This window comes from Azonexus caeni, assembly GCF_048146105.1.
Lineage (GTDB): Bacteria > Pseudomonadota > Gammaproteobacteria > Burkholderiales > Rhodocyclaceae > Azonexus > Azonexus aromaticus_B.
Window position 1 is genome coordinate 1 of the sequence record NZ_JBKJAD010000035.1, and the last position, 22,230, is coordinate 22,230.

The 22,230-nt window shown below is 64.6% G+C and carries 19 protein-coding genes and 1 pseudogene; 14 read left to right on the forward strand and 6 right to left on the reverse strand.

Going from position 1 to position 22,230, the window contains the following annotated elements; translation table 11 throughout:
- Positions 1-348: 348 nt before the first annotated feature.
- Positions 349-544: pseudogene (locus ACLIIZ_RS20200) on the reverse strand (IS5/IS1182 family transposase); the annotation flags it as partial.
- A gap of 269 nt (positions 545-813) precedes the next feature.
- Here ACLIIZ_RS20200 and ACLIIZ_RS20205 point away from each other — a divergent pair.
- The 14 genes from ACLIIZ_RS20205 to ACLIIZ_RS20270 all read left to right on the forward strand — a co-directional run bounded on the left by ACLIIZ_RS20205 (position 814) and on the right by ACLIIZ_RS20270 (position 15,086).
- Positions 814-2,214, forward strand: coding sequence for a reverse transcriptase family protein (locus ACLIIZ_RS20205; RefSeq protein ID WP_416695347.1), 1,401 nt, complete (start codon positions 814-816; stop codon positions 2,212-2,214).
- Between the two features lie 132 nt (positions 2,215-2,346).
- Positions 2,347-3,621 (forward strand): tyrosine--tRNA ligase, encoded by a 1,275-nt coding sequence (gene tyrS / locus ACLIIZ_RS20210; protein ID WP_416695349.1) that lies wholly within the window; start codon positions 2,347-2,349, stop codon positions 3,619-3,621.
- 18 nt (positions 3,622-3,639) lie between these two features.
- Positions 3,640-4,395, forward strand: a complete 756-nt coding sequence (locus ACLIIZ_RS20215) for a TerC family protein (protein ID WP_465221452.1) — start codon at positions 3,640-3,642, stop codon at positions 4,393-4,395.
- 3 nt (positions 4,396-4,398) lie between these two features.
- Positions 4,399-5,052: a DnaA regulatory inactivator Hda gene (gene hda, locus ACLIIZ_RS20220; RefSeq protein ID WP_416695351.1), complete on the forward strand. Its 654-nt coding sequence runs from the start codon at positions 4,399-4,401 to the stop codon at positions 5,050-5,052.
- Positions 5,049-5,717: a histidinol-phosphatase gene (locus ACLIIZ_RS20225; protein WP_416695353.1), complete on the forward strand. Its 669-nt coding sequence runs from the start codon at positions 5,049-5,051 to the stop codon at positions 5,715-5,717. The genes hda and ACLIIZ_RS20225 overlap by 4 nt, the downstream gene beginning before the upstream one ends.
- Before the next feature lie 47 nt (positions 5,718-5,764).
- Entirely contained in the window at positions 5,765-7,096 is a 1,332-nt protein-coding gene (pcnB, locus tag ACLIIZ_RS20230; RefSeq protein WP_416695355.1) for a polynucleotide adenylyltransferase PcnB, read from the forward strand.
- A 1-nt stretch (position 7,097) separates the two neighbouring features.
- Positions 7,098-7,580, forward strand: a complete 483-nt coding sequence (gene folK / locus ACLIIZ_RS20235) for a 2-amino-4-hydroxy-6-hydroxymethyldihydropteridine diphosphokinase (RefSeq protein WP_416695357.1) — start codon at positions 7,098-7,100, stop codon at positions 7,578-7,580.
- 61 nt (positions 7,581-7,641) lie between these two features.
- The gene (gene panB, locus ACLIIZ_RS20240) at positions 7,642-8,460 is read left to right on the forward strand and encodes a 3-methyl-2-oxobutanoate hydroxymethyltransferase (RefSeq protein WP_416695358.1); all 819 of its coding nucleotides are present in this window, start codon (positions 7,642-7,644) and stop codon (positions 8,458-8,460) included.
- 28 nt (positions 8,461-8,488) lie between these two features.
- Positions 8,489-9,313 (forward strand): pantoate--beta-alanine ligase, encoded by an 825-nt coding sequence (panC, locus tag ACLIIZ_RS20245; RefSeq protein ID WP_416695360.1) that lies wholly within the window; start codon positions 8,489-8,491, stop codon positions 9,311-9,313.
- A gap of 116 nt (positions 9,314-9,429) precedes the next feature.
- Positions 9,430-10,818, forward strand: a complete 1,389-nt coding sequence (locus tag ACLIIZ_RS20250) for a hypothetical protein (RefSeq protein ID WP_416695362.1) — start codon at positions 9,430-9,432, stop codon at positions 10,816-10,818.
- A gap of 97 nt (positions 10,819-10,915) precedes the next feature.
- Entirely contained in the window at positions 10,916-12,652 is a 1,737-nt protein-coding gene (locus tag ACLIIZ_RS20255; protein ID WP_416695364.1) for a type I secretion system permease/ATPase, read from the forward strand.
- Between the two features lies 1 nt (position 12,653).
- Positions 12,654-14,003 carry an HlyD family type I secretion periplasmic adaptor subunit gene (locus ACLIIZ_RS20260; protein ID WP_416695366.1) on the forward strand — a complete coding sequence of 450 codons (1,350 nt, stop codon included), beginning with the start codon at positions 12,654-12,656 and terminating at the stop codon, positions 14,001-14,003.
- A gap of 79 nt (positions 14,004-14,082) precedes the next feature.
- Positions 14,083-14,466, forward strand: a complete 384-nt coding sequence (gene panD, locus ACLIIZ_RS20265; RefSeq protein WP_416695368.1) for an aspartate 1-decarboxylase — start codon at positions 14,083-14,085, stop codon at positions 14,464-14,466.
- Positions 14,467-14,573: 107 nt separating this feature from the next.
- Positions 14,574-15,086 (forward strand): hypothetical protein, encoded by a 513-nt coding sequence (locus ACLIIZ_RS20270; RefSeq protein WP_416695370.1) that lies wholly within the window; start codon positions 14,574-14,576, stop codon positions 15,084-15,086.
- 145 nt (positions 15,087-15,231) lie between these two features.
- Here the strand turns inward: ACLIIZ_RS20270 and ACLIIZ_RS20275 are convergent, their stop codons facing one another.
- The 5 genes from ACLIIZ_RS20275 to exaC all read right to left on the reverse strand — a co-directional run bounded on the left by ACLIIZ_RS20275 (position 15,232) and on the right by exaC (position 21,983).
- Complete coding sequence (locus tag ACLIIZ_RS20275; protein WP_416695372.1) at positions 15,232-16,518, reverse strand: NYN domain-containing protein; 1,287 nt, start codon at positions 16,516-16,518, stop codon at positions 15,232-15,234.
- A gap of 47 nt (positions 16,519-16,565) precedes the next feature.
- Positions 16,566-16,928, reverse strand: coding sequence for a DUF779 domain-containing protein (locus tag ACLIIZ_RS20280; RefSeq protein ID WP_416695374.1), 363 nt, complete (start codon positions 16,926-16,928; stop codon positions 16,566-16,568).
- 93 nt (positions 16,929-17,021) lie between these two features.
- The gene (locus tag ACLIIZ_RS20285) at positions 17,022-19,172 is read right to left on the reverse strand and encodes a methyl-accepting chemotaxis protein (RefSeq protein ID WP_416695376.1); all 2,151 of its coding nucleotides are present in this window, start codon (positions 19,170-19,172) and stop codon (positions 17,022-17,024) included.
- Between the two features lie 27 nt (positions 19,173-19,199).
- Positions 19,200-20,351: an L-threonine dehydrogenase gene (gene yiaY / locus ACLIIZ_RS20290; RefSeq protein ID WP_416695378.1), complete on the reverse strand. Its 1,152-nt coding sequence runs from the start codon at positions 20,349-20,351 to the stop codon at positions 19,200-19,202.
- Between the two features lie 111 nt (positions 20,352-20,462).
- Positions 20,463-21,983 (reverse strand): acetaldehyde dehydrogenase ExaC, encoded by a 1,521-nt coding sequence (exaC, locus tag ACLIIZ_RS20295; protein WP_416695380.1) that lies wholly within the window; start codon positions 21,981-21,983, stop codon positions 20,463-20,465.
- Positions 21,984-22,230: the final 247 nt, after the last annotated feature.

Here is a 22,230-nt window from a genome sequence, read left to right on the forward strand (position 1 = left end):
CGCGTTTTTGCCGCATTGAGATTGAAAAAACCGACGCAACCTCAGCAACTTTCTCTCTTGTAGTACACGTTTTTGAACTGCGGTTCATATGAAACAACAACTTACGCGTTTAACTGTCGAACTCGGGCGGACTATATATTTCAGAGATTGAGTTTTTATGACCGCACAAAAATTCTTCAATTGAACCCCAGCGTTTTCCGGGATCGGCATTGCGCTGCATTTTCCAGCACCTGGGACGCGCGGATCATTTCGGCTGTTTTTCGGCAAGCGCGGGACGGATTTCGCCCCAGGTCTTGCGAAGACCGCCAAGCCATCCCGGTTTTCCATCAAGGCGTGGCCGATGAATCAGCGCTTGGCTTCATCGCCCCGGGACTTCTCGATCAGGCGAACATCCGGATCGGTCGTCGAGGCGTGCGTGTCGTTCTTGCGCTCCTCGCCCTCGGTAATTCTCCATCGCGTTGCGACCACCGCCTTCCGGCGGCTTGCCGGAACCATTCTTGGCCTCGCAGCCTTTTGCCGACCCCCAGGCTTCAATCAGCGTGCCATGCGCTCCGGAAACCGACACGGCGGCAGCGGCCCGGCCTCAAAGCTAGCACTGCGTCATTGACGCTCACCCCGGCGCTGCACTAGGCTTGCCGCGTGGCGCGCCTTTCCAGGCGGGTTCGGGTTGCCTGCAATCCGGCCACGCCGGGGCTACCCCGGCGGTTTTCTCGCAGTTGGACTTTTCATCGCCTGAACCTCACACGCCGCTGGCGTGGACGGTTCAGGCAGGACACGACAGGCTGGAAAGGGCGCCACGCCCGCAGGCGCGACATGAACGATCCCGACGACTTCGCCGACGACTTCGCCCCGGACGACCTGCTGCCGGCCAGGGCCATGCGTGCGGTCGCCAGCGGTCTGGTACACGCCTTCCTTGCCGGCGACTCCGACCCCGCCAGCCTGCGCGAACGCGGCCGCCACGCGCTGGGCGAGAATCCGCGCTGGTTGCCGTCGCTGGTCCTGCATCTGCGCCAGGAATTCGGCGCGCCGTTCACCGCCCACCAGCACGACGCGCTGCTCGAAGCGGTGCTGGCTTACCGCCACTTTCGCCAGGCCTTTCTGCCCTGGTGCATCCGTCCGCGCATCCGCGCCCATTTCGCCTTTCATCCGCCGATGGGCGAACCGCCCGCGGCGCTCACCGGGCTGGCCGTGCCGGCGCTCGCCACGCCCGGCGAGCTGGCCGACTGGCTCGGCCTGCTACCCAACGAACTGGCCTGGTTCTGCGGCAACTGGCAGGTATCGCCAAGCCAGTCGAAGCTGGATCACTACCGCTATCGCTGGCTGCGCAAGACGAGCGGCGGCGCGCGCCTGATCGAAGCGCCCAAGGAAACGCTGCGCGCCATCCAGCGCCGCATCCTGCACGGCATTCTCGACAAGGTGCCGGTACACGCGGCGGCGACCGGCTGCGTGCGCGGTCTCTCAGTGGTCGACAATGCCCGCCGCCACGCCGCCTCGCCCTTGCTGCTGAAAATGGATCTGCGCGATTTCTTTGCCAGCATCCCGGCCGGGCGCGTCTTTGCCCTGTTCCGCACCCTCGGCTACCCAGCGGCCAGCGCGCACTGCCTGACCCAACTGTGCACGCACGCGACGCCGATGCGCGTCTTGCGCCAACTGCCGCAAGACGAATATGCCAGCCCCGAAGCACGCCGCCAGGCGCAGGCATGGGCGCGGCGCTTCGCCACCCGCCACCTGCCCCAAGGCGCACCAACCTCGCCGGCACTGGCCAATCTCTGCGCCTATCGGCTGGACCTGCGACTGGCCGGCCTGGCCCGCGAATGCCACGCCGCTTACAGCCGCTACGTCGATGACCTGGCTTTTTCCCTGCCCAGGCCGGACGCCGCCCGCGCCCGCCGCATCCAGTTCCTGGTCGAGGAAATCATCATTCAGGAAGGCTTTGCCCCGAACTGGCGCAAGACCCGCCGGTGCCCGGCCAGCCAGGCGCAGATGCTGACCGGCCTGCTCATCAATCGCCATCCCAACCTGCCGCGCGCCGAGTACGACCGGCTGAAAGCCATCCTCACCAACTGCCGCCGCCACGGCCCAGGCGGACAGAACCGCGACCAGCACCCGGATTTCCGCGCCTATCTGCAAGGTCGCCTCGCCTGGTTACGGCAGGTGAATCCGGGCAAGGGGGAGAAGCTGCTGGCGTTGTTCGGGCAGATCGACTGGAGCTGATCGCGCCATCTCCGATTGCCGACGGTAAAGCGCGAAAAAACGCCGCCCCCCGCCCGCTCTGCTAAAATCCTGCGTCCGTTTTTCCGGCGCCCGTTCCATTGGCATGGCGCCCCTCCCGTGGAGATTTCACCGATGTACCAGTCCCCCCTGCTTCAGGATCTGCATGAGCGCGGCCTGATCGCCCAGCTCACCGACGCGGAAACGCTCGACAAGATGCTGCAGGAGGAGAAAATCACGCTGTATTGCGGCTTCGACCCGACGGCCGACAGCCTGCACCTCGGCCACCTGGTGCCGGTGCTCATCCTCAAGCGCTTCCAGCAGGCCGGCCACAAACCGATCGCGCTGGTCGGCGGCGCCACCGGGATGATCGGCGACCCGAGCTTCAAGGCGACCGAGCGCAAGCTCAACACGCCGGACGTGATCGCTTCCTGGGTCGGCAAGATTCGCGGCCAGGTCGAACCCTTTCTCAGCTTCGAGGGCGACAACGCGGCGCTGATGGCGAACAACCACGACTGGTTCGGCGCCATGAACTGCCTGGAATTCCTGCGCGACATCGGCAAGCACTTCTCGGTCAACGCCATGATCAAGAAGGAATCGGTGCAGCAGCGCCTGGTGCGCGAGGATCAGGGGATTTCCTACACCGAGTTTTCCTACAGCCTGCTGCAGGGCTACGACTTCGCCGAACTCTACAAGCGCTACAAGTGCGTGCTGCAGGTCGGCGGTTCCGACCAGTGGGGCAACATCACCGCCGGTACCGACCTCACCCGCCGCCTGCACCAGACCCAGGTCTACGGCATGACCGTGCCGCTGATCACCAAGGCCGACGGCACCAAGTTCGGCAAGACCGAATCGGGCGCCGTCTGGCTCGATCCGAAGAAGACCTCGCCCTACGCCTTCTACCAGTTCTGGCTGAACACGGCCGATGCCGACGTCTACAAGTTCCTCAAGTTCTTCACCTTCCTGCCGGTCGAACGGATCACCGAGATCGAGGCGGCGGACAAGGCGAGCGGCGGCAAGCCGGAAGCCCAGCGCATCCTGGCCGAGGAAGCGACCCGTCTGGTGCACGGCGAAGTGGCGTTGATGGCGGCGCGACGCATCACCGAATGCCTGTTCTCCGGCCAACTGGCCGACCTGACCGAGAACGACCTGGAGCAACTGGCTCAGGACGGCATGCCCGGCGTCGCGCTCGACAGCGCCGCCGACGGGCTGATCGACGCGCTCGCCGCCGCCGGCCTGGCCAAGTCGAAGTCGGAAGCGCGCAGCTTCATCCAGGGCGGCAGCGTGACAATCAACGGCAACAAGGCCGACTCGCTTGAGCATCGCCTCGTCGGCGACGACCGCCTGTACGGCCGTTTCACCATCCTGCGCCGCGGCAAGAAGCAGTACGCCATGCTGCGCTGGCTGTAACCCTCCCCCGGAGCCATCTTGGACTTCCTGTTCAATCCCGAAATCTGGATCGCCTTCTTCACGCTGACCGCGCTGGAACTGGTGCTCGGCATCGACAACATCATCTTCATCTCGATCGTCGTCGACAAGCTGCCCAAGGAGACGCGCGAGTTCGCGCGCAAGCTCGGCCTCTTCCTCGCCATGTTCATGCGCATCGGCTTGCTGCTCGCGCTGTCGTGGATCGTCGGCATGACCGAGCCGGTGTTCACCGTGTTCGATATCGGCTTCTCCGGGCGCGACCTGATCCTGATCGGCGGCGGCCTGTTCCTGATCTGGAAGAGTACCGGCGAGGTGCACCAGTTGCTCGAAGGCGAGGAAGGCGAGGAATCGCGCAAGATCGCCAGCAGCTTTGTCGGGGTCATTCTGCAGATCATGATGATCGACCTCATTTTCTCGCTCGACTCGATCATCACCGCCGTCGGCATGGTGCGCGAAGTCGGCGTGATGATCGCCGCCGTCGTCGCCTCGGTCGGCCTGATGATGCTGTTTGCCGGGGCCATCGGGCGCTTCGTCTCCGACCACCCGACGATCAAGATGCTGGCCCTGTCCTTCCTCGTCGTCGTCGGCGTCGTGCTGATCGCCGACGGCTTCGGCCACCACGTGCCGAAGGGCTACATCTACTTCGCGATGGCTTTCTCGGTCTGCGTCGAGATGCTCAACATCCGCCTGCGCAAGAACGCCGCCAAGCCGGTCGACCTGCGCGAGCCCTACGTGCGCGAAGAAGGCGAAAGCTGAACGATGCGCCAGTTGCTGCTCGACCTTCTGCCGGAAAGCGCGCCCAACCTGGACAATTTCGTCGCCGGCCCCAATGCCGAGACGGTCGCCGCGCTGACCGGCTGGCTGGCCGGCACGCCCCCCGACACCGCCTTCTGCCTGTACGGCGGCGCCGGTTGCGGACGCAGCCATCTGCTGCTGGCGAGCGGTTTCGCCTACCACGATGCGGCCACCGACCCGGCGCTGACCGGACTCGGCACGGCGAACCAGGTCGCCGTCGATAACGTCGAGGCACTCGACGACGCGGGCCAGATCGCGCTGTTCAACTGTTTCAACCACCTCAAGATGGACGGCGGCCAACTGCTCACCACCGCCGCCCAGCCGCCCGCCCACCTGGCGCTGCGCGAGGACCTGCGCACCCGCCTGGGTTCCGGCCTGATCTACCGCCTGCAGGCGCTGAGCGACGCCGAAAAGGCGGCGGCGCTGGCCACCCAGGCGCGCGAACGGGCGTTGAAGCTGCCGCCGGAAGCCATCGATTACCTGCTGCGCCACGCGCCGCGCGACATGCGCTGGCTGTCCGCCTTCATCGTCGCCCTCGACCAGCACACCCTCGAACACAAACGCGCCGTCACCCTGCCGCTGCTGCGCGAACTGCTCAACCACGAAAGCCCCGCATGAACCTCGCCCTCTTTGACCTGGACAACACCCTGATCGCCGGCGACTCCGATTTCGAATGGGCGCAGTTCCTGATCGCCAAGGGCGTCGTCGACCGCGAGATCCAGGAAGCCAAGAACGTCGAGTTCTACGAGCACTACAAGGCCGGCACGCTCGACATCGGCGCTTTCCTCGAATTCCAGCTGGCGCCACTGACCCGCCATTCGCGCCAGGAACTCGACGCCTGGCACGCGGAATTCATGGACCGCCACATCCGCCCGATCATCGGCGAGCCGGCGCGCGCCCTGGTCCGCCAGCATCTCGACGCCGGCGACCTGTGCGCCATCGTCACCGCCACCAACAGTTTCGTCACCGGCCCGATCGCCCGCGAATTCGGCATCCCGCACCTGATCGGGACGATTCCGGCGGTCGACCTGAAGGACGGCACCTTCTTCGGCACGCCGACCGGCACGCCGTCGTTTCAGGCGGGCAAGATCGTCCGCGTCGAACAATGGCTGGAAGCGCTCGGCCTGTGGTGGGGCAGCTTCGGGAGCACCAGCTTCTACAGCGATTCGCACAACGACCTGCCGTTGATGAAACAGGTGAAAATGCCGGTCGCCGTCGACCCGGACGACAGACTGCGCGCTTACGCCAGCGAAATGGGCTGGAAAATCATCACTTTGCGGTAAAATCCCCGTCTTTCCGTCGCGCTGCAGCGCTTGACCCTCAGGAACTCGTGATCCGCAAACTCATTTCCCGCGTCTTCAGCGGCAAGAACAACCGCACCGGCCGTAACGAGCCGGTCGTCATCCCGGTCTCCGGCCACGGCATCACCCGCGACCGTCTTTCCAGTGGCAGCCGGCGTACCTGCGAAACCCTGCAGGCCGAAGGCTTCAAGGCCTACGTCGTCGGCGGCGCCGTGCGCGACCTGCTGATCGGTGCCGAACCGAAGGATTTCGACGTCGCCACCGACGCCACGCCGGAAGAGGTGCGCCGCTGCTTCCGCCGCTCGCGCATCATCGGCCGCCGCTTCCAGATCGTGCACGTGATGATGGGCCAGGAGCAGATCGAGGTCACCACCTTCCGCGGCCAGCTCAGCGAAGACACCAAGAAGGACGAGCACGGCCGCGTGCTGCACGACAACGTCTTCGGCAGCCAGGCGGAAGACGCGGCGCGCCGCGACTTCACGGCCAACGCGCTGTACTACGACCCGACCACGGAAACGGTGATCGACTATCACCACGGCGTCGGCGACCTCAAGGCGAAAACCCTGCGCATGATTGGCGAACCGCGCGCCCGCTACCGCGAGGACCCGGTGCGCATGCTGCGCGCCGTCCGGCTGGCGGCCAAGCTCGGCCTGTCGATCGACCCGGCGGCGAAGAAGCCGATCCGCGAGATGGCCGGCCTGCTGGAAAACGTCCCGGCCGCCCGCCTGTTCGACGAGATGCTCAAGCTCTTGACGTCGGGCCACGCCGTCAAGTGCATCACCCAACTGCGCGACGAGGGCCTGCACCACGGCCTGCTGCCGCTGCTCGACGTGATCCTCGAACAGCCGATGGGCGAACGCTTCGTGATGGCGGCGCTGGCCAACACCGACGAACGCATCCGCCGCGGCAAGGGCAGTTCGCCCGGCTTCCTGTTCGCCACCCTGCTTTGGCACGAAGTGCTGGCGCATTGGGAAAAGCTCATGGCCGCCGGCGAAACCAAGATTCCGGCGCTCTATCAGGCGATGGACACGGTGCTCGACGTGCAGGCCGAGAAGCTCGCGATCACCCGCCGCATCGCCGGCGACATCAAGGAAATCTGGGCCCTGCAGCCGCGCTTCGAACAGCGCACCGGCAAGCGCCCCTACGCCCTGCTCGAACATCCGCGCTTCCGTGCCGGTTACGACTTCCTGCTGCTGCGCGGCGAAGCCGGCGAAATCGACAGCGAAGTCGGCGCCTGGTGGACCAGCTTCCAGCATGCCGACGGCGAAGGCCGCGCCAACATGCTGCTGCCGGAAGCCACCGGCGACAAGAAGAAGCGCCGGCGCAAGCGCAAGAAACCGGCCGCTGATCCCGAAGTCTGAGATGGCCATTGCCTACATCGCCCTGGGCGCCAATCTCGGCGACCCGGCGTCCACGCTCCCTGCCGCCTTTGCCGCGCTCGATTCCGTGCCGGACAGCCGCCTGCTCGCCCGTTCGGCGCTCTACCTGAGCGCGCCGGTCGGCCTGACCGGCCAGCCGGACTTCGTCAATGCCGCCGCCCGCATCGAAACCACGCTAGCCCCAGCAGCCCTGCTCGACGCGCTGTTCGCCATCGAACAGCAGTTCGGTCGCTTACGTGGCGAACGTAACGGCCCGCGCACCCTCGACCTCGACCTGCTGCTCTACGACCAGCAGGTCATCACGACGCCGCGTCTGACCCTGCCGCACCCGCGCCTGCACCTGCGCGCCTTCGTCCTGCTGCCGCTGGCCGACCTTGATCATGCCTTGAGCATTCCCGGTCGCGGCACCCTCGCCGCCTGGCTGCCGGCGGTCGCTACCCAGGGCATCCGCCGGCTCGACGCCTGACACTTGCACCCACGGCGCCGCTGTGTATCCTAGGCGTCCGATTCACAGGAGCGAATCCCCCATGTCCGCACAAACCGTCACCCGCCGCCTGACCCAGGGCGATCTGGCCAAGCTTTACCAGGCTGGCGAAAAGGTCGTCATGTTCACCTGCTACGACGCCAGCTTCGCGCGCCTGCTCGACGGCGCCGGGATCGACTGCCTGCTGATCGGCGACTCGCTGGGCAACGTCATCCAGGGCCACGACACGACGCTGCCGGTGACCGTCGCCGACATCGCTTACCACACCGCCGCCGTCAAGCGCGGTTCCGACCGCGCCTTCATCCTCGCCGACATGCCGTTCGGCAGCTATCAGGAATCGCCCGAACAGGCTTTCCGCAACGCCGTCGCGCTGATGGCGGCCGGCGCCCAGATGGTCAAGCTCGAAGGCGGTGCTGAGATGGCAGCGACGGTACGCTTCCTGGTCAGCCGCGGCATCCCGGTCTGCGGCCACCTCGGCCTGACGCCGCAGTCGGTGCACGTGCTCGGCGGCTACAAGGTCCAGGGCAAAAGTGAAGCCGCCGCCCAGCGCCTGAAGGAAGACGCTCTGGCGCTGCAGGAAGCAGGCGCCACGATGATCGTCCTCGAAGCGATTCCTGCCGCCCTGGCCAGCGACGTCACCGCCGCGCTCAACATCATCACCATCGGCATCGGCGCCGGCAAGGACTGCTCCGGCCAGGTCATGGTCGTGCACGACGCCTTCGACATCCCACCCGGCCGCAAGGCCAAGTTCGTCCGCAACTTCATGGACGGCGCCAGCTCGCTGCACGACGCTGCCAGCCGCGCCGCCGCCGCCGTCCGCGACGGCAGCTACCCCGGCCCGGAACATACTTACGCCGGCTGACCGCCAGCCACGCGCTTTCAACGACATCATGCAAATCCATTCCAGCATCACCGACCTGCGCGCCGCCCTGTCCCAGCGCGGCCGCATCGTCTTCATCCCGACCATGGGCAACCTGCACGCCGGCCACATCAGCCTGATGGAACAGGCCCGCGCGCACGGCGACACCGTGGTCGCATCAATCTTCGTCAATCGCCTGCAGTTCGGCCCGAACGAGGATTTCGACAAATACCCGCGCACCTTCCAGGCCGATTGCGACAAGCTCGCCGCCGCTGGCGTCGATGTCCTGTTCGCGCCGACCGAGGCCGACCTCTACCCGGAGCCGCAGGAATATTTGATCGAGCCGCCGGGGATCCAGAACATCCTCGACGGCGAATTCCGCCCCGGCCATTTCCGCGGCGTCGCCACCGTCGTCACCAAGCTGTTCAACTGCGTCCAGCCGCAGGTCGCGCTGTTCGGCAAGAAGGATTACCAGCAGCTGATGATGATCCGCAACATGACGCGCCAACTGGCGCTGCCGATCGCCATCGTCGGCGGCGAGACGGTGCGTGCCGAAGACGGCCTCGCGCTGTCGTCGCGCAACGGCTATCTGAGCGAGGCCGAGCGCGCCGAAGCGCCACGCCTCTACCGCACGCTGAACGAAATCGCCGCCGAGCTGCGCGCCGGTAACGCCGATTTTGCCGGCCTCGAACAGGCTGCCACGGCCAAACTGGCCGCTGCCGGCTGGCAGACCGACTACATCGCCATTCGCCGACGCCATGACCTGGCACCTGCGGCAGACCTCGACCAGCCTCTCGTCATCCTCGCCGCCAGCCGGCTCGGCAAGACCCGCCTGATCGACAATCTGGAGGTCTGAGCCCCGCCGCCGATGCCCAATGCATTTCTTTACAAAAGAAATACATTTTTGCCATAAACTCCTGGCATAAATCATCTTGACCGCGCGCCAAGCGCATTTTTGAAGGAGTTCAGGCAATGGCGGCAGACCTCATCGATCGCGACACCATCGATTCCAACTACGACCTGCCCGGCGACATCCGCAATGTCTGGCTGGGCAAAGGCAACGACACGCTGACCGTGCGCGGCAATGCCAATTATGTAAATACCTCGGACGGCAACGACAAGATCACCATTCAGGGCAATGTCGATTGCGTTGACGCCGGCAAGGGCGACGACCAGATCAAAATCGGCGGCGACGCCAAGCACGTTCTTCTCGGCAGCGGCAACGACACCCTGAAGGTCGGCGGCAACCTCGATTGCGTCGTCAACGCCTGTGGCGCCGGTGACGACGTAGTCACCGTCGGCGGCAATCTGGGCCACGCCAATCTGGGCGACGGCAACAACACGATCACCGTCGACGGCAGCGCCGACTGCATCATCACCGGCAAGAACAACGACACCATCACCGTCAATGGCGACCTCAAGCACGCCTGCGTCGGCGATGGCGACAACCTGATCATTGCCGGCGGCAATGCCGACTGTCTGGTCGGCGGACATGGCAGCGACCACTACTTCGTCGACGGCAACCTCAAGCATGCCAACCTCGGCGGCGGCGACAACTGCGCGGTCGTCGGCGGCGATGCCGATTCGGTGATCGGCTGCGGCGGCATCGATGCGGTGAAGACCGGCGGCGACCTCAAGCATGCCTGCCTGGGCGATGGCGATAACGCCGTCCTCGTCGGCGTTGGTGGCGGCAACGTCGTTACCGGCGGCGACGTCGGCTGCCTGGTCACTGGCAGCGGCAACGACCGCTTCGTGATCTACGGCAACGCCGACCATATCAACATGGGTAGCGGCAACAACGAAGCCTACATCTCGGGCAACGTCGACTGCTCGGTACTCGGCTTCTGGGACAGCGACCATCTTCTGGTCGACGGCAACCTGAAGAGCGCCTGCCTCGGTTCCGGCGACGACCAACTGGTGGTCAAGGGCAGTTCCAGCCACGCCAACCTCGGCGATGGTCAGGACACCGCCTGGATCGGCACCAACACCTGCATTGTCGACGCCAGCTGCGGCAACGACACCGTCTATGTCGGCGAGAATCAGGGCCGTATCTACATGAGCCTGGGCAACGACACGCTGACTCTGGGCAGCTTTGCCGACCGCAGCGTCGTCGATGGCGGCCTGGGCAAGGACACGCTGCTCCTGGTCGGCGAGGCCAGCGACTACACGGTCAAGAAGAGCTGGACCGGCGCCTCGATGGACATCACCAACAACGCCACCGGCGAAAAGATGACCGCCTGGTGGTTCGAGGATCTGCAATTCGTCGATGCCAGCGCCGTTCCGTCCAGCGACAGCATCATCGACACCAACTTCATCGAAGAGGTATACAGCATTCCCTGCTTCAACGCCGATATCTTCTGAGCCAAGCAGCAGCGAGTTGACTCAAGTAACTCGGACACAGGGGGCGCAAGCCCCCTTTTTTGGTTTTCGCAACCCCGTTTCGTGAGCCTGCCCACGGATGAATCGCCACATCCTGCCGCCCCTGCATTTCCCGCATCCCCACAGCACCCTGGAACAGGCGCTCAAGCTGTGCAAGAACAGTTTCCTGAGTGTCGCCGCCTTCAGCATGTTCATCAATCTGGCCATGCTGGTACCAGCCATCTACATGCTGCAGGTCTATGACCGGGTCGTGGTTGGCAGCAGCCTGCCGACCCTCTACGTCCTGACCCTGCTGATGCTCGTCTTCATGGCCGCCATGGGCCTGCTCGACTGGGCACGCCAGGACATCATGCGACGGGTCGCCAATCGCCTCGACATTCTGCTCGCCACGCCGCTGTTCGATGTCGGCTATCGGCAGGCGGTTTTTTCCGGCGGCCTGGTCAGCGGGGCGCAACCCCTGCACGACCTCAAGGTCATCCGGCAATTCGTCTCGAACAATGGCTTGTTCGCTTTTTTCGATGCCCCCTGGGTGCCGCTCTACCTCATCGTGATGTTCGCCTTCGACGTCTGGATCGGCGTTGCCGGCGTGCTCAGCGCGCTGCTCCTGATTGCCATCACGGTCGCCAACGAACGCCTCACCCGCAAATCGCTGAAAGAATCCGGCCAGGAATACGAGGAAGCCAACGCTTCCCTGAACCGGCTGTACCGCAACGGCGAAGTCATTGCCGCCATGGGCATGCTGGGCCACATCCGGCAGCGCTGGTTGAACCGGATCAAGAGCGCGATGCTGAAGCAGAACGCGGCGGCCGACACCTCGTCGATGCTGACCGCGCTCTCGAAGACCCTGCGCATCGTCATCCAGTCGTTGATCCTCGGTCTGGGCGCCTACCTGGCGATCAAACAGGAAATCTCGCCGGGCATGATGATCGCCGGCTCGATCCTGCTCGGTCGGGCCCTGGCGCCGATCGACCAGATGCTCGGCATCTGGAAGCAGTTCGCCGAGGCCAGGGAACAGTACAAGCGCCTGAACGCCAGCCTGCACAACGACCATCTGCTGGAAAGCGAAATGTCGCTACCGACGCCGCAAGGCGAAGTACTGGTCGACAACATCACGGTCACCGCGCCCGGCAGCAACACCGTGCTGCTGCACGACATCCATTTCCAGGTGCGCGCTGGCACCATTACCGGCATCATCGGCCCCAGCGCCGCCGGCAAATCGACGCTGGCCCGCGCCCTGCTCGGCATCTGGCCCTGCGCCAAGGGCAGCGTCCGGCTCGACGGCGCCGACATCTTCACCTGGAACAAGGCCGAACTTGGCCCGTTCATCGGCTACCTGCCGCAGGACATCGAGCTGTTCGAAGGCAGCATCGGCGACAACATCGCCCGTTTCGGCCCCCGGGACCCGGACAAGGTCGTCGTCGCCGCGCGCAACGCCGGCATCCACGAAATGATCCTGCGCCTGCCGCAAGGCTACGACACCCGGCTCGGCAACGGTGGCGCCAACCTTTCCGGCGGCCAGCGCCAGCGTCTGGGAATCGCCCGCGCCATTTACGGTTCCCCCCGTCTGGTCGTCCTCGACGAGCCCAACGCCAACCTCGATCACCAGGGCGAAATGGCCCTGCTCGACACCCTGCAGATGTTGCGCCGCGACGGCGCCAGCGTCTTCATCATCACCCACAAGACCAATGTGCTGGCCGCTGTCGACAAGCTGCTGGTCCTGGCCGACGGCAGCCTGTCGATGTTCGGTCCGCGCGACGCCGTCCTGGCCGAACTGAATCGCCACGCGCCGCCGCCCAAGCTCAAGGAAGTCGTCTGAGATGCACCCTCACAAGGAACTCCACAGCAAGGCCCTGGTGCTCGGCGAAGACCGCTCGCTCAGCGGCATCGTCGAGGAAGGACGGGCGCGTCGCATCGGCTTTTTCGTCATCGTCAGCACCTTCGTCCTGTTCGGCGGCTGGGCCGCCTTCGCCCCGATCGGCAGCGCGGTCGTCGCGCCCGGCGTGGTCAAGGTCGAACTCGACCGCAAGACCCTGCAGCATCTCGAAGGCGGCATCATCCACCAAATCCACGTCCGCGAGGGCGACCATGTCGAACGCAATCAACTGCTGATCACGCTGGAACAGACCCAGTTCCAGGCCGATCTCAACGTCGCGCGCACACAGACGCAGGCATTGCGCGCCGGCGAAGCCCGCCTCAAGGCGGAACTGCAAGGCGCCAGCAGCATCACCTTCCCGGAAGATTTCGACAGCGCCGACCCCGAGATCGCCCAACTGATGCAAAGCGAGACCGCCCTCTTCAACGCCCGCCGCGCCTCGCGCAGCGGCGAGCTGCGGGTGCTCGACGGACGCATCCAGCAATCGGGATCGCAGATTGCCGGCCTCTCCCGGATCAACGGCAGCAAGAACGACACCCTGCGCTCGCTCGAATCCGAACTCGCCGACCTGCAGCGCCTGGTGGCCAAAAATTTCATCAGCCGCCACAAGCTGAACCAGACGGAACGGCTGATTTCCGAACTGCAGGCCGAAATCGCCGAAAACGATGCCAACATCGCCAACCAGCAGGTGCAGCAGCAGGAAACCCGGATGCTGATCGATTTCCGCAAGGCCGAGTTCCGGACCCAGGACGTCGATGCGCTGACCGAAATCCAGAAACGCCTCGACGAAATGCGCAAAAAGACGCTGTCGCTTGCCGACCGCGTCGAGCGCGCCAGCATCCGCGCCCCGGTCGCCGGCCAGGTCATGGGTTTGCAGGTCAACACGACGGGCGCCGTGTTGCGCGCGGGAACGCCGATCCTCGACATCGTGCCGGCCGGCGCCGCGCTGCTGGTCGAGGCACGCATCTCGCCGGCAGACGTCGACACGGTGCGCACCGGACAACTCGCCGATATCCGCTTCACTGGTTTCAAGGCCACGACGACGCCAGTGGTCGAAGGCAAGCTGGTCTACCTGGCCGCCGACCGTCTGGTCGACCAACACACCGGCCTGCCCTACTTCAACAGTCACATCCAGCTCACTGCCGCCGGCTTGAGCAAGCTGCAACAGCAGGGCCTGCAGATCCAGCCCGGGATTCCAGCGGAAGTCATCGTCAAGACCGGCGAACGCACCCTGCTGCAATACATCGTCCAACCGCTCAGCAACGTGCTCGCCCGCACCTTCCGGGAGCAGTAAATCCGCCAAAAAGATCGTTGACAAGGGGGGCAATGCCGTTAAAATTCGCTTCCCCCCAACTGTCTGGATGAATAAAGCCATGCAGAGAACCCTGTTGAAATCCAAGCTGCATCGCGTGACGGCAACGCACGCCGATCTGCATTACGAAGGTTCGTGCGCCATTGACGAGGACCTGCTGGAAGCGGCCGACATCAAGGAATACGAGCAGATCGACATCTGGAACGTCAACAACGGCGAGCGCTTCACGACCTACGCCATCCGTGCCGAACGCGGCTCGGGCGTCATCTCGGTCAACGGTTCCGCAGCGCGCCGCGCGGCGCCCGGCGACATCCTGATCATCGCCACCTTCGCCACGTATACCGAAGTCGAACTCGTCAAACACGAGCCGTCGCTGATCTACGTCGATTCGCAGAACCGCATCGTCCGTCGCGGTCACAAGATCCCGGTCCAGGCCGCCGCCTGAAGACTGCGCTTTCGCGAAGTCCTGCCGAAGAGGCCCGCCCATTGGCGGGCTTTTCTTTTTCTGTACAATCCGTTCCACAATAGTTAACAACCGGACGGAGACAATTGATGGGCGTGATTTTCGCCAAGACAGACAAGGGCCTGGCCGAGCTGACGCTGAAATCCGGCGGGCTGACGCCGCGCCAGCGGCGAGTGCTGATCATGGTCGACGGCAAACGCAGTGTCGAGGAGTTGCGGGAGTTGCTGCAGAACGATGACCTGCAACACACCCTCGGCATCCTCGAAGAATCCGGTTTCATTGAAATCGATGGACTGCAGAACGCCGCTGGCGATATTCAGGAGGCGCCCACCGGGCCGCTCCCGCCCATCGATGCCTTCCGGCCGTTGCCGGTTCCACCCAGCGCCAAAGACATGGAACTGGCCCGCAACTTCATCCAGAACACACTGAAGACTTTTTGCGGCCCCTTCGCCCATCTGCACATCGTCGAAGCGGCGCATGCCGCGAAAAGCCACGAAGAGTTGCGGCTGCAGTTCGCGCCCTGGTATCACGCCATCGTCCAGACCCGCGACGGCAAACGCCGCGCCGAGGAACTGCGCACCCTGCTGCTGCGCGTCATCTGATGCACTGTCCGGCGTGGCAATTCTCAGCCCGTTGGCGGGCATTTCCCGGGGGCGTGCGCTGATCTTGCGCAATCGCCGGTAGCACGGCCTTTTGCTGAACTCCCCCGGTCGAACGCGGCTACCGGGGGCAGTTTCACGCCGGGGATCAGGCGGCGCCGTCTTCGGCCTTCTTCGGCTTGCGGCTGCGGCCCGGCTTGCGGGCCGGTTTCTTCTCGCTGGCCGGCGCCTCGCTGGCAACTTCCGGGAGCGGCACGGCGCTGGGCGCTTCAGCAGCAGCCTCGCTGCGCTTGCGCGACGTGCGGCGAGCACCGCGCGGGGCCTTCTTCGGCGCTTCGACCGTCAGCACTTCTGCAACGGCGGGCGGCTCGACTGCCAGCGGTGCGGGCACCGGCTCTTCGGCAACGATGGCCGCAGGCGCTTCCGGAACAGGCGTCTCGCCGATGGGAATGCCTTCCTCACGGTTTTCCTTGCGCGTGCGGCGACCGCCGCGTCTCCGCGCGGCCGGTTTTTCTTCAGCCGGTGGCGTTTCGGCGACCGGCGCCTCGACCGCTTCGACAGGCGCCGCGTCAGCCTCGACGGCGATATCCGGCGCCGCCGCCTCCAGATTCGGCGCTTCGCCCTCGTGAGCGCGGGCGCGGGTGACATAGGTGCCGGACTTGTCGTCACGGCCGACCACCAGCAGGCCGAGGCCGGCGGCTTCTTCGAGCAGGTTGCCGAAGGTGCGGAAGCCGTAGTAGCTCTCGCTGAAGCCCGGATTGCGCCGCTTCACCACTTCCTTGAGCACCGAGGCCCAGATCCGTTCGGCTTCGCCGCGGTCGGCCATGAGGTCGGCGAAAGTCGCCGCCACCAGTTCGATCGCCTTGGCCTTGCGCTCCTCGACCTTGGCACTGCGCTTGGCTTCCTCTTCCGGCGAGCGCTTCTCGCGCTCGCGGCGCGGTCCGGAACGGCTCGCCTCGCGGTCACGGACGAGGTCGTCGTAGTAGATGAATTCGTCGCAGTTGGTGACCAGCAGGTCGGAGCAGGATTGCTTGACGCCGACGCCGATGACCTTCTTGGCGTTCTCACGCAACTTGGAGACGAGCGGAGAGAAGTCGGAATCGCCGGAAATGATGACGAAGGTGTCGACGTGCGACTTGGTGTAGCAGAGGTCGAGCGCGTCGACGACCATGCGGATGTCGGCGGAGTTCTTGCCCGACTGGCGGACATGCGGAATCTCGATCAGCTCGAAGTTGGCCTCGTGCATCGCCGCCTTGAAGCCCTTGTAACGCTCCCAGTCGCAATAAGCTTTCTTGACGACGATGCTGCCCTTGGCGAGCAGGCGCTCGAGCACCGGGCGGATGTCGAATTTTTCGTACTGCGCGTCGCGCACGCCCAGCGCAATGTTCTCGAAGTCGCAGAAAAGCGCCATGCTGGCGGTATCGTTAGCGGCCATGAAGTCGATCCATTTTGTAGAAGGCGGTCAGTATACCGCCGGCAAGCTCAGGCGCCCGGCAATTGTGCCGCTTCCTCGTCGGTGAACAGGCGTGAGCGGGTGATGAAACTCTTGCCGCTGCCGCATTCGAGCGAAAAGGTGCCGCCCTGGCCGTCGAAAACGTCGATGATCAGTTGCGTGTGCTGCCAGTATTCGTACTGGGAGGCGCTGATGTAGAAGGGCACGCCGCCGATGGCGCCGAGATGGACGTCGTAGGGGCCGATGGTCAACTCGCCCGGCAGATAGCAGTTGGGGCTGCTGTTGTCGCAGCAGCCGCCGGATTGGTAGAACATCAGTTCGGGGCCGTACTGGTCCTGCAGTTGCCGGATCAGGACCAATGCTTCGGGGGTGGCGGTAACGCGATCGACCATGCTCTTCTCCAAAAAAACGGGGGCACGAGGCCCCCGGTAAAGCCCGCAAGGGCACGCAGAGACTACAGCAAAACTACAGGGCGCCGCGCGTCATCAGCCCGCGCCCCGACTTCTGAATCGTCCGACCAGACCGTTGAGATGCTCGGCCTGCTGGAGGAGTTCCTCGGCCGCCTCCTTGCAATCTTCGGCGGTGTCACTGGTGCGCCGGGTGACGCCGTCGATCTGGGCCAGGCCGACATTGACCTCGTCGATAGCCAGCGCCTGCTGCTGCGAAGCTTCGGCGATGCTGGTGATCAGGGCCGAGACACGCTCGGCGCTGATCACGATGCCGTTCAGCGTTTCCGCCGTACGCCCGGCAATCTCGATGCTTCTGGCAGTCTTGGCGGCCGACTCGCCGATCAGCTTCGCCGCCTGACTGGCGGCGTCGGAGCTGTTCGAGGCAAGCTTGCGCACCTCGTCGGCGACGACGGCGAAACCGCGACCGTGCTCGCCGGCCCGCGCCGCCTCGATGGCGGCGTTGAGCGCCAGCAGGTTGGTCTGCATGGTGATCTCGTTGATCGCGTTGATGATGTCGTTGATGCGCTCGCCCGCCACTCGCATTTCGACCATCGCATCCATCATCTCGGTCATGTGCTGGCTGCCGGCTCTTGCCGCGTCGCGCGACTCCGCCGACGACTGTTCGGCGTTGGTCGCGTTCTGGGCGTTGAGTTTGATCTGCTCGCTGACCTGCTCGATTGAGGCGGCAATCTGGGTCACCGACTCGGCGGATCGCGCCGACCCGTCGGAGAGCGTATTGCTCAGACTGGTGACGCGGCCGGCGTTGTTGTTGATTCGCCCCGCCCCGCCCTTGAGTTCGGAAACCAGGCTGTTCAGGCCATCGAGCATCTGGCGCAGGGCCAGGCCCAACTGGTCGTGCTCCGACGCCAGGCGAACGTTCATGTCCAGGTTGCCTTCGCTGATCTGCTCGGCCAGCCGGGCCCGGGACAGCAGACTCTGGGACATTTCGTCGAGGGCACGAGCAAGTTGCCCGACTTCATCGTTCGATTCGTGCTGGAAGCGGCGCGAGAAATCGCCGGCCAGCACGGCCCGGGCAAAATCCGCGGCGGCGCGGACCGGACGCGCGATGTTACCGGCGACGAACCACAGCAAGGCGGTCGCTACGGCAGTCACGAGCAAGCCGACCAGGATCTGCCAGATGGTGCTTGAGGTACCGCGCGCCTGGATTTCCTGATCAAGCGCCTGGGCCTGGGCGAGCACCACGCCCTGCGGCACGCTCACCAGCACCGCCCAGGGCTTGCCGGTGCGGCCGAGGGTAATCGGCGCGACCGCCTTCATGTGCTTGTTGCTTTCGTCGAACCAGCCCTTGGCCCTACCTTCCTGGACATTCTTGAGCAGTTCGCTGTCATCGGCGGACTTGCTCGCCGAAAAAGCCTGTCCGATACGTTCCGGATGCTCGCTGTCGGCCACCACCAGGCCGGCGTTGCTGATGATGGTGACCCCGCCCTTGCCTTCAAACAGCTCCTGGTCGGCCTGGACGGCAAGTTTCTGCACGAAATCGAGGTTGTAGTCGGTACCGGCAACGCCGACGAAGCGCTTGTTGAGCATGATCGGCACCGACAAGGTGGTCAGCCACACCGACTTGCCCTGAACGATGTACGGGAACGGGTCGAGCACGCTTTCCTGGTGATTCTCGCGCGGACCGATGTACCAGCCCCCCTTCAACACGCCGTTGGGGTGACGGTCCATGGTGTCGTACTCGACCAGCGATTGAACGGCGATCTTGCCGTCCTGACCGCGATTCCAGTACGGGGTGAAGCGCCCGGTCTGGGCGTTGTTGCCATCCCGGCCGGTCTGGAAGGCAGCATCCTTGCCGTCCAGCGCGTTGGGTTCCCAGTTCGAATAGGTGCCGTTGAATTCAGGGTTGTTGACCAGAACGTGATAAAGAACATCGTTGATCTGATCGCGCCCCAGCCCACCGCTCTTCTTGCCCACCTCGAAAGTGTGGGCCATGGTGCGGGCGGCATTGAGCGCCAGGTCGAACTTGCTCTGAATCACCCCGGCGTGCGCCCAGGCGAGGTTTTTCAGACTCTCGACCGTATTTGTCTGAGTCAGCTCGCCGACTCGCTGCGAAATCAGGCTGCGCGTGTTTCCTTCGGAAACCACGCTGTAAGCGACGATGCTGATCACCGACCCGAGCAGGCAGGCGCCTGCCAGGACCGATATCCTTCCCTGAATTGACTTCATGACTTCAACGGCACCTTTTCAACAGACTTACAGGGCGGCGCGGAAGATGCCCTCGATATCGGCCTGGTCGGCGCGCCGGGGATTGGTCAGGCCGCAGGCGTCCTTCAACGCGTTGGCGGCCAGGGTCGGGATGTCGGCTTCCTTGACGCCAAGATCGACCAAGCCGCGCGGGATGCCGACATCGGCAGCCAGGCGGCGGATCGCCTCGAGGCAGCGCTGGGCGTTCGCCGCACTGTCGGCGCCGCTTTCCGCCACGCCCATCGCCGCCGCAACATCGGCCAGACGCTCGCTCGCCACCGAGGCATTGAAAGCCTCGACGTGCGGCAGCAGCACCGCGTTGCAGACGCCATGCGGCAGGTTGTAGAAGCCGCCGAGCTGGTGCGCCATGGCGTGCACGTAGCCGAGCGAGGCGTTGTTGAAGGCCATGCCGGCGAGGAACTGGGCGTAAGCCATGGCCTCGCGGGCGGCGACGTTCTGGCCATCGGCGACCGCCTGGCGCAGATTGGCGGCAATCATCGTCACCGCCTTCAGGGCGCAGGCGTCGGTGATCGGCGTCGCCGCGGTGGAGACATAGGCCTCGACGGCGTGCGTCAGCGCGTCCATGCCGGTCGCCGCGGTCAGTGCCGGCGGCTTGGCCAACATCAGCAGCGGATCGTTGACCGAAAGCAGCGGCGTCACGTGGCGGTCGACGATGGCCATCTTGATGTGGCGTGACTCGTCGGTGATGATGCAGAAGCGCGTCATTTCGCTGGCCGTGCCGGCCGTCGTGTTGATCGCAACGAGCGGCAACTGCGGCTTGGCTGAGCGGTCGACGCCTTCGTAATCGGCGATGCTGCCGCCATTGGCGGCGACCAGCGCGATGCCCTTGGCGCAATCGTGCGGCGAACCGCCGCCGAGCGAGACGACGCAATCGCAATCGGCAGCGCGCAGACGCGCCAGGCCGGCTTCGACGTTGCCGATGGTCGGGTTGGGCTGGGCGCCGGCAAAAATCTCGGCACCGATCCCGGCCTGTTCCAGCAGACCCGCCACCCGGGCGGCGACGCCGGCTTTCTCCAGCCAGCTATCGGTGACGATCAGCGCCCGCCGGTAACCGTATCCTCCCAGGGACTGGACGGCCGTCTCGAGACAGCCTTCGCCCATCAGGTTGACGGCGGGAATAAAAAATGCGCTTTGTGCCATTTTGCTTGTTCTCCGTGAAATGATGATCCGACCGCGCGAGGTTCCCCTTGAACCCGCTGACCGGTCGGTAGTTGGCAAAACGCCCGCGCAAGGCGGGCGTCGGTGGCTGGTTTAGAAGAAGCCGAGCTTCTGTTCGGCGTAGCTGACGAGCAGGTTCTTGGTCTGCTGGTAGTGGTCGAGCATGACCTTGTGGGTTTCGCGACCGATGCCGGATTCCTTGTAGCCGCCGAAAGCGGCGTGCGCCGGGTAGGCGTGGTAGCAGTTGGTCCATACGCGGCCGGCCTGGATGGCGCGACCCATGCGGTAGGCGACGTTGCCGTTACGGCTCCAGACGCCGGCGCCGAGACCGTAGAGCGTGTCGTTGGCGATGGCCAGCGCTTCCGCTTCGTCCTTGAAGGTGGTCACCGCGAGCACCGGCCCGAAGATTTCTTCCTGGAAGATGCGCATCTTGTTGTGGCCCTTGAACAGCGTCGGCTGGATGTAATAGCCGCCTTCGATGTCGCCGCCGAGGTGGGCGCGTTCGCCGCCGATCAGCACTTCGGCGCCTTCTTCCTTGCCCAGCTTGAGGTAGGACTCGATCTTGTCCATCTGGATCTGCGAGGCCTGCGCACCCATCATCGTCTCGGTGTCGAGCGGCGACCCCAGCTTGATCGCGGCGACGCGGGCCAGGCAGCGCTCCATGAACTTCTCGTAGATCGATTCCTGGATCAGCGCACGGCTCGGGCAGGTACAGACTTCGCCCTGGTTGAAGGCGAACAGCACCAGGCCTTCGATCGCCTTGTCGAGGAAGCCGTCATCCTTGTCCATCACGTCGGCGAAGAAGATGTTGGGCGACTTGCCGCCCAGTTCCAGCGTCGCCGGGATCAGGTTGTTGGCGGCGGCCTGAGCGATGACGCGGCCGGTGGCGGTGGAGCCGGTGAAGGCGATCTTGGCGATGCGCTTGCTGGTGGCGAGCGGCATGCCGGCTTCGCGACCCAGACCATTGACGATGTTCAAGACGCCCGGCGGCAGCAGGTCGGCGATCAGGTCGACCAGGATCAGGATCGAGATCGGCGTCGATTCGGCCGGCTTGAGCACCACGCAGTTGCCGGCGCCGAGCGCCGGGGCGAGCTTCCAGGCGGCCATCAGGATGGGGAAGTTCCACGGAATGATCTGGCCAACGACGCCGAGCGGCTCATGGATGTGATAAGCCATGGTGTTCTCGTCGATTTCCGAGATGCCGCCTTCCTGCGAGCGCAGGCAGCCGGCGAAGTAACGGAAATGGTCGACGGCGAGCGGGATGTCGGCAGCCAGGGTTTCGCGGATCGGCTTGCCGTTGTCGACGGTCTCGGCGTAGGCGAGCAGTTCGAGGTTGGCTTCGAGGCGGTCGGCGATCTTCAGCAGGATGTTCGAGCGGGTCGCGGCATCGGTCTTGCCCCATTTCGGAAAGGCGGCGTGGGCGGCGTCGAGCGCCAGTTCGATGTCTTCGGCGGTGGAGCGGGCGGCTTGCGTGTAGACCTTGCCGCTGACCGGGGTCACGACGTCGAAGTACTGGCCCTTGACCGGAGCGGTCCACTGGCCGTTGATGAAGTTGTCGTACTTGGCCTTGTAGGCGATTTTTGCGCCAGCGGCGCCGGGGGCTGCGTAGATCATTTTGTCTCCTCGTCTTTTACGGATCGGTAAATGGCTTGCCTGTCGGCCGCGTTTCCATATCAAGGCCCGTGCCAGCATTACAGCCGTTTGATTTCATTGATTTATCGGGCCGCGGCATGACAGGAAAATCGTTGCCGGAACGTTGCAGACGGGAACAGGTGTAACAATTTGGAACAGACGGACACTTTTACTCGCGCAAGGCTTGCATCGCCCGGCATGCGGCCTATACTCGGCAAAAAACGGGCCG